At 35.2% G+C, this 16,275-nt stretch carries 16 protein-coding genes; 9 read left to right on the top strand and 7 right to left on the bottom strand.

What is annotated here, in order from left to right; translation table 11 throughout:
• Positions 1 to 67 precede the first annotated feature (67 nt).
• Both lpxB and AC1W31_RS00950 read right to left on the bottom strand, forming a co-directional pair.
• Positions 68 to 1,186 carry a lipid-A-disaccharide synthase gene (gene lpxB / locus AC1W31_RS00955; protein WP_481732517.1) on the bottom strand — a complete coding sequence of 373 codons (1,119 nt, stop codon included), beginning with the start codon at positions 1,184 to 1,186 and terminating at the stop codon, positions 68 to 70.
• Between the two features lie 120 nt (positions 1,187 to 1,306).
• Positions 1,307 to 1,726: a 6-pyruvoyl trahydropterin synthase family protein gene (locus AC1W31_RS00950; protein ID WP_481732516.1), complete on the bottom strand. Its 420-nt coding sequence runs from the start codon at positions 1,724 to 1,726 to the stop codon at positions 1,307 to 1,309.
• Between the two features lie 379 nt (positions 1,727 to 2,105).
• On the opposite strand from AC1W31_RS00950, the gene rfaD reads away from it, so the two are divergent.
• The 3 genes from rfaD to pgi all read left to right on the top strand — a co-directional run bounded on the left by rfaD (position 2,106) and on the right by pgi (position 5,576).
• Positions 2,106 to 3,071 carry an ADP-glyceromanno-heptose 6-epimerase gene (rfaD, locus tag AC1W31_RS00945; RefSeq protein WP_481732515.1) on the top strand — a complete coding sequence of 322 codons (966 nt, stop codon included), beginning with the start codon at positions 2,106 to 2,108 and terminating at the stop codon, positions 3,069 to 3,071.
• A gap of 190 nt (positions 3,072 to 3,261) precedes the next feature.
• Positions 3,262 to 3,777, top strand: coding sequence for a Uma2 family endonuclease (locus AC1W31_RS00940; RefSeq protein WP_481732514.1), 516 nt, complete (start codon positions 3,262 to 3,264; stop codon positions 3,775 to 3,777).
• A gap of 146 nt (positions 3,778 to 3,923) precedes the next feature.
• Complete coding sequence (gene pgi / locus AC1W31_RS00935; RefSeq protein ID WP_481732513.1) at positions 3,924 to 5,576, top strand: glucose-6-phosphate isomerase; 1,653 nt, start codon at positions 3,924 to 3,926, stop codon at positions 5,574 to 5,576.
• 71 nt (positions 5,577 to 5,647) lie between these two features.
• Here pgi and hisS read toward each other — a convergent pair whose 3' ends face one another.
• The 3 genes from hisS to AC1W31_RS00920 all read right to left on the bottom strand — a co-directional run bounded on the left by hisS (position 5,648) and on the right by AC1W31_RS00920 (position 8,573).
• Positions 5,648 to 7,006, bottom strand: a complete 1,359-nt coding sequence (gene hisS, locus AC1W31_RS00930; protein ID WP_481732512.1) for a histidine--tRNA ligase — start codon at positions 7,004 to 7,006, stop codon at positions 5,648 to 5,650.
• Positions 7,007 to 7,627: 621 nt separating this feature from the next.
• Positions 7,628 to 7,999, bottom strand: coding sequence for a hypothetical protein (locus AC1W31_RS00925; protein ID WP_481732511.1), 372 nt, complete (start codon positions 7,997 to 7,999; stop codon positions 7,628 to 7,630).
• A gap of 40 nt (positions 8,000 to 8,039) precedes the next feature.
• Positions 8,040 to 8,573 carry a hypothetical protein gene (locus AC1W31_RS00920; RefSeq protein ID WP_481732510.1) on the bottom strand — a complete coding sequence of 178 codons (534 nt, stop codon included), beginning with the start codon at positions 8,571 to 8,573 and terminating at the stop codon, positions 8,040 to 8,042.
• Between the two features lie 43 nt (positions 8,574 to 8,616).
• Here AC1W31_RS00920 and AC1W31_RS00915 point away from each other — a divergent pair, with 43 nt between their 5' ends.
• The 6 genes from AC1W31_RS00915 to AC1W31_RS00890 all read left to right on the top strand — a co-directional run bounded on the left by AC1W31_RS00915 (position 8,617) and on the right by AC1W31_RS00890 (position 14,508).
• The gene (locus tag AC1W31_RS00915; protein WP_481732509.1) at positions 8,617 to 9,375 is read left to right on the top strand and encodes a 3-keto-disaccharide hydrolase; all 759 of its coding nucleotides are present in this window, start codon (positions 8,617 to 8,619) and stop codon (positions 9,373 to 9,375) included.
• A gap of 167 nt (positions 9,376 to 9,542) precedes the next feature.
• Positions 9,543 to 10,310 (top strand): class I SAM-dependent methyltransferase, encoded by a 768-nt coding sequence (locus tag AC1W31_RS00910; protein WP_481732576.1) that lies wholly within the window; start codon positions 9,543 to 9,545, stop codon positions 10,308 to 10,310.
• A 17-nt stretch (positions 10,311 to 10,327) separates the two neighbouring features.
• A complete protein-coding gene (locus AC1W31_RS00905) occupies positions 10,328 to 11,620 on the top strand; it encodes an aminopeptidase P N-terminal domain-containing protein (protein ID WP_481732508.1) in 1,293 nt (430 codons plus the stop codon).
• Complete coding sequence (locus AC1W31_RS00900) at positions 11,617 to 12,717, top strand: glycosyltransferase family 4 protein (protein WP_481732507.1); 1,101 nt, start codon at positions 11,617 to 11,619, stop codon at positions 12,715 to 12,717. Before AC1W31_RS00905 ends, AC1W31_RS00900 begins: the two co-directional genes overlap by 4 nt.
• A gap of 17 nt (positions 12,718 to 12,734) precedes the next feature.
• The gene (locus tag AC1W31_RS00895) at positions 12,735 to 13,307 is read left to right on the top strand and encodes a pentapeptide repeat-containing protein (protein ID WP_481732506.1); all 573 of its coding nucleotides are present in this window, start codon (positions 12,735 to 12,737) and stop codon (positions 13,305 to 13,307) included.
• 7 nt (positions 13,308 to 13,314) lie between these two features.
• A complete protein-coding gene (locus tag AC1W31_RS00890) occupies positions 13,315 to 14,508 on the top strand; it encodes a glycosyltransferase (RefSeq protein WP_481732505.1) in 1,194 nt (397 codons plus the stop codon).
• Positions 14,509 to 14,666: 158 nt separating this feature from the next.
• On the opposite strand, the gene AC1W31_RS00885 is transcribed toward AC1W31_RS00890, so the two are convergent.
• On the bottom strand, positions 14,667 to 15,455 hold the full coding sequence (locus AC1W31_RS00885) for a glycoside hydrolase family 25 protein (protein WP_481732504.1): 789 nt from the start codon (positions 15,453 to 15,455) through the stop codon (positions 14,667 to 14,669).
• Positions 15,456 to 15,568: 113 nt separating this feature from the next.
• Positions 15,569 to 16,204: a peroxiredoxin gene (locus tag AC1W31_RS00880; protein WP_481732503.1), complete on the bottom strand. Its 636-nt coding sequence runs from the start codon at positions 16,202 to 16,204 to the stop codon at positions 15,569 to 15,571.
• Positions 16,205 to 16,275: the final 71 nt, after the last annotated feature.

Genomic DNA, 16,275 nt, shown 5'->3' with positions numbered 1-16,275 from the left:
CGAAACGTAAAAAGGGTGAAAGCAGGCATTTTAGAACCTTTTTTCACCCTTTTTACGTTTTGTTTTTTTACTTTTTATCTTTTTTCACTTCGGCAACCATCAATTCTCCCGCTCGTTCTGATGCTCCTTTTTCACCCAAAATCTTTCTAATTTCTGCATATCCATCTAACTGATTTTGTCGAGTGGTTGGATTAATGGTAATCTTCGATAATTCTTCCGTCAAATTTTCTTTTGTTAAATCATATTGCAATAACTCCTTCACCACTTCACGCCCTGCAATTAAATTCACCAACGAAACAAATGGTACACGAATCACTCGCTTGTAAACCTGATATGCCGCCCAACCGCCTTTATAACAAACCACTTGAGGAACACTAAAAAGGGCCGTTTCGAGCGTGGCTGTTCCCGAAGTCACTAAGGCCGCATCCGCCACCGAAAGCAAATTATAAGCATTATCAACCACTAATTTTACGGGAAAAATAGATTGCCAGCGAGCGTACAATTCTTTGGGGAGATTAGAAACCGTACCGATGACAAACTGATAATCAGGAAATTCATACACCTGCGACAACATCATCGACAACATCGAATCCACTTCTTGTTTACGACTTCCTGGCAACAAAGCAATGATTGGTTTTTGTCCGAGACGTGCGTCTTTTCTAAAATTTGGATTAGGCGTAAAATCGGCAATGGCATCAAAAAGTGGATTTCCTACGTATTCAACTTCATAATCATACTGCTTAAAAAAGTCTTTCTCAAACGGAAAAATTACGAACATTTTATCCACAAATTGCTTGATTTTCAAAGCTCTCGATTGATTCCAAGCCCATACTTTTGGCGAAATATAATAGAAATTTTTGAAGCCATTGAGTTTTGCAAACTTGGCAACTCGCATATTAAAACCAGAATAATCAATCAGAATGACCACATCGGGTTGGAAGTTTTTGATGTCTTTTTTACAGAATGAAAGGAAACCAAGAATAGTAGGAAGGTTCTTTATCACCTCAAAAAAACCCATAAAAGCCAAGTCACGGTAATGCTTAACTATTTCAGCACCAGCTTCTTGCATCATATCACCGCCCCAAGCACGTATCTGAGCATCTGGGTCATGCTTACGAATTCCTTTTATCAAATTGGAGCCATGCAAATCCCCCGAACGTTCTCCTGCAATGATATAGTATTTCATATTTCCAGTTAGTTAATGCTACGAATGAAACAATTAGACCACGGATTTAACCGATTCACACGGATTTTTAAAATTAATCAGTGTAAATCCGTCTAATCCGTAAAACCTGTAGTCAAATATTTATTCCCCGAAATATTCGACAAAATTTTTCTGTGTTTCAAATAATTGTAGGCTGTGCAATTTGGCCGTTTTTGATGCCTCTGCAACTTGTGGAGCTAATATTTTCCAGATTTCCATCACAAAAATCTCGCAACTTGCCATTTTTCCTTGCATAAAATCCACGTCAAGATTAAGGTTTTTATGATCAACCTTTTCGATGATTTCTTGCTTAATAATATCGCCTAAAACTTTTAGGTCAATGACAAAGCCAGTATCAGGGTCAGGATTTCCTTTGACAGTGACGATGAGTTCAAAATTATGCCCGTGCCAATTAATATTTGAGCAAGGTCCAAAAACTTCCTGATTTTTTTCCTCAGACCAGTTTGGATTATAGAGCCGGTGAGCGGCGTTGAAATGTTCTTTACGACTTACGTAAACCATTGTTTTCAGTGTTTAAATTGTGGGGATTCTGCTGGGAAAACATTAGCAACAAAATCCATAAAAATAACAATAACTAAGAATTCTAAAATTTGAAACCTTAATTACCTGTAAAATTACAATGTTTTCAATTCTCAAAAAAATAATAAATTCAACAATATCCAAAACAGCAGATTTGATATTATGCAAAACAATCAATTCTTTCATATTGTTATAGATAAAAGAGAATTGTATTATTTTTTGAGTAGAAAAACTTATGATTTCTTGAAAAATTTATATTTTTTCAAAATATCGTGTATAGTTTTAGTCAATACTTAATGATAATTTTGATAGTTTATTACAATTCCCTAACACGCATAAATACAATTTTACTCCAATCTTTATGATTATTGTTACAGGTGCCGCAGGCTTTATTGGAAGTTGCTTGATTCAACGTTTAAATCAAGACAATTTTAACTATATTATAGCAGTTGACGATTTTTCTGATGAACAGAAAAACAAGAATCTTGTCGGCAAGAAGATTCAAGAAAGAGTTGAAAGAGAACACTTTTTTGATTGGTTGGATGCCAATTATCAAGAAGTTGAATTTTGTTTTCATATCGGGGCAAGAACGGATACGACCGAGTTTGATATTGAAATTTTCAATAAATTAAATCTCAATTACTCGAAAAAAATCTGGAAAAAATGCCACGATTATCAGATTCCGCTGGTTTATGCTTCATCGGCGGCAACTTACGGTTTAGGAGAGTTAGGATATGATGATAATGAGTCGTTGATTCCACAATTAAAGCCCTTAAATCCCTACGGAGATTCAAAAAATGACTTCGATATTTGGGCTTTGAAACAGGAAGAACAACCTTTCTTTTGGGCGGGTTTGAAATTCTTTAACGTATATGGACCCAATGAATTTCATAAAAATCGAATGGCTTCGGTAATTTGGCATACTTTTAACCAAATAAAAAAGACGGGAGGCATGAAATTATTCCGTTCGCATAATCCAGATTTTAAGAATGGTGAACAAATGAGAGATTTTGTGTATGTAAAAGATGTGGTAGAAGTTTGTCTATTTTTAATGCACCACCGCAGAAATTCAGGCATATATAATTTAGGTTCGGGCAAGGCAAGAACCTTCATGGATTTAGTAAAGAACACTTTCAAAGCTCTTGGCAATGAGGAAGTTATCTCATTTGTTGATACACCCGAAGATATTAGAGATAAATACCAATATTTCACAGAAGCCAATATGTCGAAACTTAAATCCATTGGTTATGAGCGTCCATTTCATACTTTAGAGGAAGGCGTTTCTGATTATGTAAAAAATTATTTAATGGAAGAAAAATACTATTAAGCATTAATTTACAGATTTTATATTTGGGAAGAGACGGTTTTGGAGACTGCCTCTTTTTTTTGTGTAAACCCATAAATTCAAATTAATATTTGATAATTGTAGTTTTGGCATAAATTTTTTAAATTGTATCATAAATATATAAATTATGGTTAGTCAGCTAAAACAAATATCTATTCATGAGTTTCGCCAAATGGAATTTGACGAAACCGATGACGCCTACTACGAATTAATTAATGGTTATCTCATGAAAAAATCTGCACCAAGACCACAGCATCAAAACATTTCGATGTATTTAAGCATTGAGATAGGCACCTTTGTTAAGAACAGAGGATTAGGAAAATTATTTGCTTCTCCTATTGATGTTTTCTTAGATGATTTGAATGCTGTACAACCAGATTTAGTTTTCATACCTACTGAAAATCAAGCGATGATAACGGATGATGGGATTATTGGAATTCCAGATTTAATGATTGAAATTATTTCTCCTTCCTCGGTGCTTAGAGATAGAGTTGATAAAAAGAATTTATACGAAAGATTGAATGTCAAAGAATATTGGATTATTGACCCACAATATCAAGACATTGAAATTTATACAGTTCAGAATGGAAGATACGAGTTATACAGTGGCGTAACGATGTTTGAAGGAGAACTAAAATCAACCATTTTTGAAGGGCTTACGATTGATTTGGCGGAGTTATTTGAATAGAAATATATTTTTGCAATGAAAGGTCTTGGGTTTTTAAAGAATCTAAGACCTTTTGTTTTTCATTGACTGATAAAATCTTCGTACAATGGATTTTTCGTTTTCTCTTTTGTAATTTTGAACTTCATAAAATTATATAAAAGCTAATCATGTTAAAATCTGTCCCTTTTGACCAAACGCACGCTTTTTCTTTGCTTACAAAACACAAAGCAGAAATCGCTGATACCACTATTAAAGACCTTTTTGCGAACGATACTGAACGTTTTAATAAATTTTCAGTCCGTTTTGAAGATATTTTATTAGATTATTCTAAAAACCTTATCACTGATAAAACGAAGGCTATCTTAGTAGCTTTAGCTAATGAATGTGAATTGGATGATGCCATCGAGCGAATGTTTACGGGCGATGTCATTAACCAAACTGAAAACCGTGCGGTATTGCATACGGCATTAAGAAATCGTTCTAATTCTCCAATCGCAGTGGATGGAAACGATATTATGCCCGATATAAATGCGGTTTTAGAAAAAATGAAAGGTTTTTCTGAAAAGGTTATTTCAGGAAATTGGAAAGGCTATTCAAACAAAGCGATTACCGATGTGGTCAATATTGGTATTGGTGGTTCGGATTTAGGTCCTGTCATGGTCACAGAGGCTTTAAAACCGTATAAAAACCATCTGAACTTACATTTTGTATCCAACGTAGACGGTACGCACATTGCGGAAGTGTTGAAGAAAATCAATCCAGAAACAACTTTATTTTTGATTGCTTCTAAAACTTTCACGACTCAAGAAACGATGTCGAACGCCAATTCTGCTCGTGATTGGTTTATTGCCAATGGCGGTTCAGCGGAGGACGTGGCGAAACATTTTGTGGCACTTTCGACCAATGAAAAATTAGTAACGGCTTTTGGAATTGACCCTGCCAATATGTTTGGCTTCTGGGATTGGGTTGGCGGAAGATATTCGCTTTGGTCGGCCATTGGTTTATCTATTTCATTATCCGTTGGTTATGAAAATTTCATCGAACTCTTAGCGGGAGCTCATGCCATGGATAAACACTTTCGCACGGAAAATTTCAATGAAAACATTCCGGTAATTTTGGCACTTTTGGGCATTTGGTATAATAATTTTCACGGAGCGGACACGCAAGTAATTTTACCTTACGACCAATATATGCACCGTTTTGCGGCGTATTTCCAACAAGGAGATATGGAATCAAACGGGAAACAAGTTGGGCGTGATGGCAAGGACGTTGCCTACCAAACGGGTCCAATTATTTGGGGAGAACCTGGTACCAATGGACAACACGCATTTTATCAATTGATTCATCAAGGAACAAAAATGATTCCTGCGGATTTCATTGCTCCTGCAATTTCACACAACCCAATCGGGCAACATCACCAAATGTTACTGTCCAATTTCTTTGCTCAAACTGAGGCATTGATGAATGGCAAAACTCGTGAAGTGGTAGAAGAAGAATTGGTAAAAGCGGGAAAATCGCAAGCAGAAATTGATAAATTAGCCCCTTTCAAAGTATTTACGGGCAATCGTCCCACGAATTCAATTATGTTTAAGTTATTGACACCCAGAACATTAGGAAGTTTGATTGCGATGTACGAACACAAAATTTTCGTACAAGGTGTTATCTGGAATGTCTTTAGTTTTGACCAATGGGGCGTGGAATTAGGAAAGCAGTTAGCGAATCAGATTTTACCAGAATTAGCTGGAAATGAAGAAGTTACTTCGCACGATTCGTCAACCAATGGCTTGATTAATGCTTATAAAAATTGGAGAACCGCATAGGTAAAGATTTTATAGGTTACATAGAAAAAGTAAAAAGCTCGCTAAATGATAAATTTTGCGAGCTTTTTACTTTACCCTAATTTGCTCAAAATCTCCTCAAAATCTAAATGCTCTTGTTCTCCCGAAATCATATTTTTTAACGTCAATTTCCCCGTATTCATTTCCTCCGAACCGATGATACAAACGTAAGGAATTTGCTTTTTATCGGCATAATCCAATTGCTTTTTGATTTTGCTGACATCTGGATAAACCTCCGAATTTAAACCTGCCAAACGTGCCATTTGCAACAATGGAAGTGCAAAATTCAGCTCTTCTTTTCCGAAATGACAGAATAATAATTTAGTAGTAACTGACTGATTATCAGGAAATAAATTCAATTCATCCATCACATCATAGATTCTATCCACGCCAAAAGAAATCCCGACGCCCGAAAGTCCTGGAGCGCCAAAGGTACCCGTTAAATTATCGTAACGACCTCCGCCCGTAATTGAGCCAATTTGAACGCCCAATGCTTTTACTTCAAAAATTGCTCCGGTATAATAGGATAATCCACGGGCAAGCGTAATGTCTAATTCAATGTTAACTTCCAATAGACCAAAAGCTGAAAGATATTCCCAAACTTGTTTCAATTCCTCAATTCCTTGTTTACCCGTTGCAGAATTTTCAAATAGTTCTTCCAATTTCAAAAATTTCTCTTGATTTGTTCCAGTTATTTCAAAAATGGGGTCGAGTTTTGATAATGAATCTTGTGAAAATCCTTTTTCGGCCAATTCTTCTAAGACTTTTTCTTTCCCAATTTTATCTAATTTGTCAATGGCAACAGCAAGTGTTCCTTCTTGTCCTATGGCACCAATGGCCTCAGAAAGACCCGTTAAAATTTTACGATTATTAATTTTAAGAGAAAAGTTAATGCCAAATGCGTTCATAACTTCATGAATCATTAGGACAATCTCGGCTTCACAAATCAACGAATCTGTCCCTACCACGTCGGCATCACACTGATAAAATTCTCTGTAACGACCTTTTTGCGGACGATCACCCCGCCAAACGGGTTGAATTTGATAACGCTTGAATGGCATCGTTAATTCACTTCTATTCATCACCACGTAGCGAGCAAAAGGTACGGTTAAATCGTATTTAAGTCCTTTTTCGGATATTTTTGTCGTTAATTTTTTATACCCTTCTTCTAAATCTGATTGTCCAATTTTCTCGGAAAAATTACCAGAATTTAATATTTTAAATAATAGTTGGTCGCCTTCTTCCCCATATTTTCCCATCAACGTTGAAAGGTTTTCCATCGCAGGGGTTTCGATGGGTTGAAATCCAAATTTTTCATAAACAGAACGAATGGTAGAAAAAATATAATTTCGTCGAACCATTTGTTGCGGTCCAAAATCTCTTGTGCCTTTTACAATGCTGGGTTTGCTCATTTTTATTTGTGATTGAGTGAATTGTGAGTTGTGAGTTTTGGAAATTCTCTCAAATTATCTGCAAAATTACAAAACCCAAAAGATTTTCTGTTCTTTTGGGTTTAATATTACTTTTGAATAATTGTTTTAATAATTGTATTTTCAAAGTTCAATCAGGAATTACGAAGCAAAATATAACTATAACCTACTGAAAATCAGATATTTGAATTTAATAAAATAAGTAACCTAATGGTATCTATGGATGATAACTCATAAATTATAATTCATAACTCAGAACTATTTCCAAAAACTCATTTGGTGGAAAAAGAAAAAAGCTGTAATTTTGCACTTCAATTTAAAATCTGTTCATAATGGCTGTTACAAGACTCAAAAGAAAAGATAGAAGAAACAAGAGTATAGCCACTAACAAAGTGAACTCAATTAAGCATTTGACATCAACTCCAGAAATCAAGTTAATTGATATCGAGAGTATCAAAGCTGAGTTTGCTGCGAAGGCTGCGAAGTAATTTTGTACAATTTCTTCTAAGAATCAAAAAACCCATCCGTAAAGATGGGTTTTTTAGTTTTATAACCACATAGTCGTCGGTAGGATACATCCTTTAAAAGGTAGGAGATTACAACCTACTTACCCTTTTTATCTTCTTTATTTCTCAAAACATCCCCCAAATGATTTAATTTTTTGACGTGTTTTATCATATCTTTTTCCTGTTTGTTGATTCTTTTATTGACATCCATCAAAACTCTAAAACGAATTGCTTGGCCGAAGCTAACCAAGCCTAAATTTGTGAGAATTAGTCCATAAAGCCCCATGACAAACCACCTCGCAAAAGCAACGTTAATATCGGCTTTAAGGGTTGCGGCGCTACTCACTACGGAAATACCAAATCCAAAAAGCAATAAGCCAGCCACAGCACACAGAAGCCATTTTGTTCTTAGAGGCATTCGGTTGACTAATCTTTGTCCTGGTGCTTTTTTAGGTATATCGGGTTTCATATTGGATATTGGAATTTAATAGTGATATTTTAGTTAAAATTTACTTCCAAAGGCTTCCAAGCGTTTTTTCAACGCTCCAAAATTCTTCCTTCAAATTACTGGGAATTGTTTTATTGGAATAGGTAAAGCCGTGCTCTTGCCAAAGGAAAATAGTATAATAATCAGTTTGATAGATGGCCTTTGCCGTGGTTCTGAATAGCGCTATTTTTTCGTTAGGCAATCTTTTTTCAATTGTCATTAAAAAATAAGCTTTTGTTTTCAGCATCATCACGTTTTTACCGCCGATATTTTTTGACACCACATTTGCATTATTTTCCATACTTTTGAGCGCAGATTGGGGTAGAAAAACATATTCTTGTCTTTCTATATAAAAGTTACTGCCATTAGCACGCATTGACCAGCCCTTAATTAGCTGATTTTTTGCAAGTTGTATTTTATTGTCTTTCAAAATGGTATTCATATCCAAGTATCTAAAGGTACTGCTTTGTGCACAAGAACAAAGATAAGAAAGGGCAAATACGCACAATAAAAATAATTTTATCCTGTTTCTTTGAGGAATTATCGGCTTAAACATAATTTTATATTTCAATATTACCATAAACTAACAAAAACATTCAATGAAAATCAACAAAAAAGTAATTTTTACTATCTTAGTTTCCATTTCAGCGCTCTATGTGAATGGGCAGGATATGCGTTTTAACCAAAAAAATCCCGATAAACCAGAGGTTACTGAGTATATGGATCCAGAAATTAAGGTGATAACGCCTGGAGCAATTCCGTCGGATGCGATTGTTTTATTTGATGGAAAAAATTTAGACCAATGGGAATCTACCAAAGACGGAGGAGCCGCAAAATGGAAAGTGGAAGACGGTTCCATGACGGTTGTGGGCGGGGCTGGTGGTGTTTCAACGAAGAAACATTTTGGCGATTGTCAATTGCACATTGAATGGCGTTCACCAATCGAGGGCGATGAAAAAAAAGGACAAGGAAAAGGCAATAGCGGTGTATTTTTTCAAGGAATTTATGAGGTTCAAGTGTTGAATTCGTACCAAAACCGTACTTATCGCAATGGCCAAGCGGGTTCAATCTACAAACAAACGCCACCGATGGTAAATGTTACTTCCAAAATGGGCGAATGGAACGTTTATGATATTATTTATACCGCTCCCAAATTCACGGTTAATGGTGGGGTTGAAGTTCCTCCTTACGTTACGGTAATTCACAATGGCGTGGTCGTTCAAAATCACACGATGATTCAAGGGGTTACCAATTATATCGGGCAACCAACCAATCCAGTTCATGGCAAAGCGCCAATCCATTTGCAAGACCACGGCAATGCGGTGAGTTTCAGAAATGTTTGGATTCGTGAATTATAAGTTATATTTTTATCCAATAGCTTTTACTAAGTACAACCATAAATAATAAATTCCCGTACGAAAGTGCGGGAATCTTTTTTTTAGCTCAATTCCCTTAGAATGTTCATACGATGGATAAGTTTTTTTAACTTTGCAAAAACCATTACGAAAAAGAAAATAATTAAATGATTAAGCAAATAATTAGCTGGACACTCAGAAATATTCCAAGAAAATACATTCAATTAGTGGGTCATTTTGCCACAAAAACTTATGGTTTAACCCTCCGAGGCAATCACGTTGAATGTCCAGTTTGTGATTCAACGTTTAGTAAATTCTTGCCGTACGGGCGCTTAGAACCCCGTGAGAACGCTTTATGTCCCAATTGTTTAGCCTTGGAGCGTCATCGTTTGATGTATTTGTATTTACAACAAAAAACAAATTTCTTTACCGATAACCTGAAAGTATTGCACGTAGCTCCCGAATATTGCTTCATTGAACGTTTTGAAAAAATGAAGAATTTAGACTATATTTCGGCAGATATTGAATCTCCTTTAGCAAAAGTAAAAATGGATTTGCACCATATTCCTTTTGAAGAAAATACTTTTGATGTCGTATTCTGCAATCACGTGTTAGAACACGTTGAAGACGATATTCGCTGTATGGAAGAAATGCGTAGGGTTTTGAAACCAACTGGTTGGGCAATTATGCAATCGCCACAAGACTGGAAATTAGCCACAACTTTTGAAGACAAGACCATTACTGACCCTAAAGAAAGAGAACGACTTTTCAAACAAGACGATCATTTCCGAATATTTGGTCGGGATTATCGTAAACGATTAGAGCAAGGTGGTTGGTTCGTTACGGAGGACAAATTTGTCATGGAAATGCCTGTAAACCAAGTTAATAGATTTGCTTTACCCAAAGATGAGATTATTTATTTATGTGAGAAGAAGTAATATAAACCTTTAAATTAATGAAATACTTACCCATAAATTCTTCACTTTTCGTTGAAAACCGTGAAAGATTAGCCCAATTATTAAAGCCAAAATCATTGGCTATTTTCAATTCAAACGACACTATGCCAACCAATGCGGATGGCACGATGGGTTTTCAACAAAATTCAGATTTATTCTATCTTTCGGGCATAGACCAAGAAGAATCAATCCTACTAATATTCCCTGATTGTCCCGACCCAAAACATCGTGAAATCCTTTTTTTGAAGGAAACTTCTGAATTAATTGCCATTTGGGAAGGCTATAAATACACTAAAGAACACGCCCAACAAGTTTCAGGAATCCAAAAGATTTACTGGACAAGTCAATTTGAGTCGATTTTGAACACGCTTGTTTACGAGGCCGACAATATTTACCTCAATTCAAACGAACATCTTCGTAATCATTCTACCGTTCAAACGAGGGATACAAAATTCATTATCTGGGCAAAAGAGCATTTCCCTTTGCATAAATTTGATCGAGTTGCCCCGTTGATGCACCAATTAAGAAGTATCAAAAATTCCTTGGAAATTGAGTTAATCACGGAAGCTTGCAAAATTACTGAATTAGGCTTTAGGAGATTATTAAATTTTGTAAAACCCAATGTGACAGAATATGAAATTGAAGCCGAATTGATTCATGAATTTGTCCGTAATCGTTCAAAGGGTTTTGCGTATAGCCCAATTATCGCTTCTGGACCAAATGCCTGCGTATTGCACTACATTCAGAATAATCAAGTGTGTAAAGATGGCGATTTAATTTTGTTGGATGTTGCGGCAGAATACGCCAATTATAATTCAGATTTAAGTCGTACCATTCCAGTAAGCGGTCGGTTTACTACCCGCCAGAGGTCAGTTTACAGTGCCGTACTCCGTGTTTTCAAATATGCTCAATCTATTTTGAAGGTGGGTGTATTGTGGGAAGAATATCAAAAAGAGGTGGAGAATTTTATGGAAAGTCAATTAATAGATTTAGGATTATTGAATCGTTCTGAAGTTGAAAAACAAAATCCAGAAAGTCCATTGTTGAAAAAATATTTTATGCACGGGGTTTCTCACCATTTGGGTTTGGATGTACATGATGTATGGAATAAATACCGTAAAGTGGAAGCTGGCATGGTTTTCACGATTGAACCGGGCATTTATATTCGAGAAGAAGGATTAGGAATTAGGTTAGAAAATAATTTCTTAATTACCGAATCTGGTAACATTGACCTGATGGCAAATATCCCAATCGAAATTGATGAAATTGAGGATTTAATGAATCGCTCATGAAAATTCTTTATGACCATCAAGCATTTACAGGACAACGCTACGGCGGAGTAGCACGCTATTTTCACGATTTGATGGAATCGCTTTCAGAAATGGGTGTTAATATAGAATTGGCTTTACAATTTTCTAATAATGAATATCTGAAAAATAGTACCATCCGAATTCCGAGGCAATTTAGGCATATTTTTGGGTTTATGCCTACCAGTATGTTGGTGTCGAGAACCAATCGGTTGAACAGTATTTTACAAATTCAACGTGGTAATTACGACATCTTTCATCCAACATTTTTTCATCATTATTTCCTACAACACCTTAATAATAAACCTTTTGTGATTACTTATCATGATTGCATCAAGGAAAAATTTAATCTTGATCACATTGACAATGCCAGTAAAATACAGAAGCAAGAATTATTGACCCGTGCCTCAAAAATCATTGCCGTTTCTGAGAATACGAAAAAAGACTTATTAGAGTTGTATGAAGTGGAAGCGGATAAGATTGACGTAGTTTATCATTCAACCGATTTTACTAATCACGTTCAACCAAATCATTTTCATCTGAAAACCCCTGAAAATTATTTTCTTTATGTCGGGGCAAGAAACGATTACAAGAATTTTGATGGTTTGTTAAAATCCATTAAACCAGTACTCAAAAAGCACCCTGATGTGGTTTTATTGTGTGCAGGGAGTGGAAATTTCACCGAACAAGAAAATGTCATGCTCAAGACTTTGGGCATCGAAAATCAGGTTATTCATCAGCACTTTTACAGTGACAATACCCTTTTTTCGCTTTATCAACGAGCCATTGCCTTTATTTATCCTTCCCTTTATGAAGGTTTTGGCATTCCAATTTTGGAGGCATTTGCGTGCGGCTGCCCCGTAATTTTGAGTGATAGTTCATGCTTTCCAGAAGTTGCCCAAGATGCGGCTTTATATTTTAACATTGATAATAAAGATGATTTAAGTCAGAAATTGGAGGAAATAATTTCAAATTCAGATTTACGTAATTCATTGATTAACAAAGGATTAAATCGACAGAAAGCATTTTCTGCTGAGAAAAAAGCGAAAGAGACATATAAAGTTTATAAAAGTATTTTGTAGTAAAAACGATTTAATTAATGGATATTTTTTTTACTGAAGACCAGCACTTTCAAGGAATTTCATATTTGGAGGTTGCACTAACCAAAGGGGAATATGAAAATTGCATATTTTCGAACTGCATTTTTGCAAATTCCAGTTTATCCCTCATAAACTTCATTGATTGTAAATTTAACCAGTGTGATTTCAGTTTAGCCAATGTAAAAAATACCGCCTTCAAAGATGCAAAAATGAAAGACTGTAAATTAGTAGGCGTGAAATTTGAAGAATGTAGCACTTTTGGATTTGCCATAAATTTTGAAAATTGCCAGTTAAATCTCTCCTCTTTTTATAAATTAGGCTTAAAAAATGCAAAATTTAAAGACTGTAATTTAGAAGAAGTTGATTTTGGGGAATGCAATTTAGGGAACGTTATTTTCAATAATTGCAATTTATTGGGCGCTAAATTTGACCATACATTTTTAGAAAAAGCTGATTTCAGAACCGCCTACAATTTTTCAATCGACCCGGAGAAAAATAAGATTAAGAAAGCGAAATTTTCATCCAACAGTTTAGCTGGATTATTAGAAAAATACAATATTGAGATTGAATAAATTAGCTATGGCAGCACCGAAAAATATACTAATCTTTGAACCTGACGCAAGTGGACATCATTCTGGATACCTTTATCATTTGATTATTAATTTCTTACAAAACGATTATTCCTATAAATTAATCGTTTTGGTTAGTCCAGATTTTTTTGAAAAACATCATCAAATTCTTCAAAAAACCATTTCTCCGAGAGTTCAGTGGGTAAAATTTTCGGATGCTGAATTTACGGAATGGCAAACACCGAAGAGCGTTTTCAAACGTTCGGTTTTTGAGTGGAAGTTGTTTTGTCAATATGCGAAGCAATACAACGCTGTCGTGGCATTTTTTATGTATATTGATTATTTACAATTGGTTATTCTCACGCAATCACCTCCACCCTGCCCTATTTCGGGAATATTATTTCGTCCAACGGTTGTAAATTATGCGGCTACTTCTTGGAAAGAAAAGTTAAATTACTGGCGCAAAAATATCACTTTAAAGTATTTTGTAAAGAGTAAAAGTGTAGACTCTCTCTTTAATTTGGATGCTTATGCAACCCAATTTATAGCACAAAATTGGCATACTGATAAGGTAAAGTTTTTACCCGACCCCGTTCAGGTATATCCAAGCAAGCGAACGCCTGCAGAAATAAAAAAAACATTGGGAATTGAAGAAAATCGAAAGGTATTTTTAATATTTGGTTATCTGGATTCACGCAAAGGAATTTCCGAAGTAATGGAAGCGATTGGTGCTATTTCCAAAGAAAAATCTCAAAAAGGTTGTCTTTTAATTGTGGGTCCTTGGCAAGAAAATGAAAGAACATTATTTGAAATTCAATTGCCAAAAATAAAGCAAAACACTGATTTTCAAATCATCATCAAAGATACATTCATAAAAGATGAGGATATTCAGCAATATTTTAACGCAACGGATTTTGCTTTAGCCTTGTATCATAAACACTTTGGGATGAGCGCCATTATGGTTCGAGCAGCGACGGCACAAAAGCCATTAATTGCCAACAATTTTGGTTTAATGGGAAGAATTGTTTGTGAAAATGAATTGGGCATTACCATCAATCATGATTTGAAAGAAAAATTGGAAATGCTTCTGGAAGATGAAAATAGCATCGGTAATAAGGATAAAATGAAGGCCTTTGCAGAATTAAACCAGGCAGAGAATTATGCAAAGGTTATTTTGAATCATTTTAAAGCAGTTAGCAGTTAAGGAGCATCCAATTAATAAAATATACTCATTGCCGTTCAACTTCCCGAAAGTTTAACCCATAACGGAGTTATTTCAAAAAGTTCCTCCAAGTCAAAGTGAATATGTTTAAATTGAATTCTTTCAAAGCGTTTATTTTGTATAAATCCTTACATATCAAACTACAAACATAAATCCTTCAAATCTTCTTCCGAACCCAAGAAAACATTATAATCTACCGTACCTTTTACACCTTCGCACCAGCCTTTTTGATTATGTTGCCAAAACCATAAACTTGAACCGTAACCTTTTAACGTTTCCTTTGAATAATCGGCAATCCAAAGCGGATAATCGTCAAAATTGCCTTTGATAAACTTCTTATAAAAGTTGGGATTTGTATAGATTATGGGCTTCACTCCGTAATGTTTTTGCACAATATCCAACCAGATTCCTATTTCACTAACTATTTGACTATCAGACTTTAAGGAATTTTGTTCAATGTCTAAAACGGGGGCAAAATCACCTTTTTTTAGTTTAACAGAATTAATGAAATTCATTGCTTGGCCTCTGGGTTCACGCCAAGTAATAAAAAAATGGTACGCTCCTCTTTTGATTCCTAAATCGCCCAATTTTTTCCAGTTTCTTTCAAATTGCTTATCTGAATGCGTCATGCCTTCGGTGGCTTTTAAGAAGCAAAATTTTAGTCGTAAATCTTCCTCAGAAAACCGCATTTTTTTTACTCTTTGCCAATCAATTACGCCGTTGTGGTGCGAGACATCAATACCGTGCATTTGGTACGTTAGCGGCATAGAAATCCCTAATTTTGACACATTTTTCCAACCATTTGGATTGGGTCTAAACCACATATATACCCCGAATATTACTAAAATAAAGATTAAAATTTTGAGAGATTTCTTGATTAGTGGAGGCAGAAAATCATATTTGAGACGTAAAATACTCAGTAAGTTCATAAAACAAATAAGGGATTAGAAAAATGATTTGTACAAAATTACAAACATTTTCCTAATCCTTTATTTTTTGAGCGTTATTCCACAACTCGCAAAATTGTAGGTACTGTATTTCCCTATTTATTTGGTTGTGGAGTAGTACGTAAATACGGTTTCACAATCGTAAATCCTTTTGGAAATTTAGCCGCTGCATCTTCTGTTTTTACGGCGGGTGTGATAATTACATCTTCACCATCTTTCCAGTCTGCTGGCGTTGCTACTTGATACTGAGCCGTTAATTGCAATGAATCAATTACTCGTAAAAGCTCTTGAAAATTACGTCCAGTTGAAGCTGGGTAAGTTAATGTCAATTTAATTTTCTTATCGGGCCCAATAATAAATACGGAACGAACCGTTGCTTTTTCAGAAGCATTTGGATGAATCATATCGTACAAAGTTGCTACATTGCGGTCTGAATCAGCGATAATTGGGAAGTTCATTTTTACGCCATTAATTTCCTCAATATCTGGAATCCATTTATTGTGCGAGTCCAAATCGTCAACAGAAACGGCAATTACTTTTACGCCTTTTTTTTCAAATTCCCCTTTCAAAAGAGCAGTTTTACCTAATTCAGTCGTGCAAACAGGGGTAAAATCTGCTGGATGGCTAAAAAACATTCCCCATGAATCGCCTAACCATTCATGAAAATTAATGTGTCCTTGGGTTGTCTCCGCTGAAAAGTCGGGGGCAATATCTCCTAATCTTAATGACATATTTTTTGAGTTTTAAGTTAATAAGGGAGTAAATAAATGATTTTTAATTTACTACTCTACTTAGTTACAAG

This window comes from Arcicella sp. (assembly GCF_964672035.1).
This window is presented reverse-complemented; position numbering and strand designations above follow the sequence as displayed.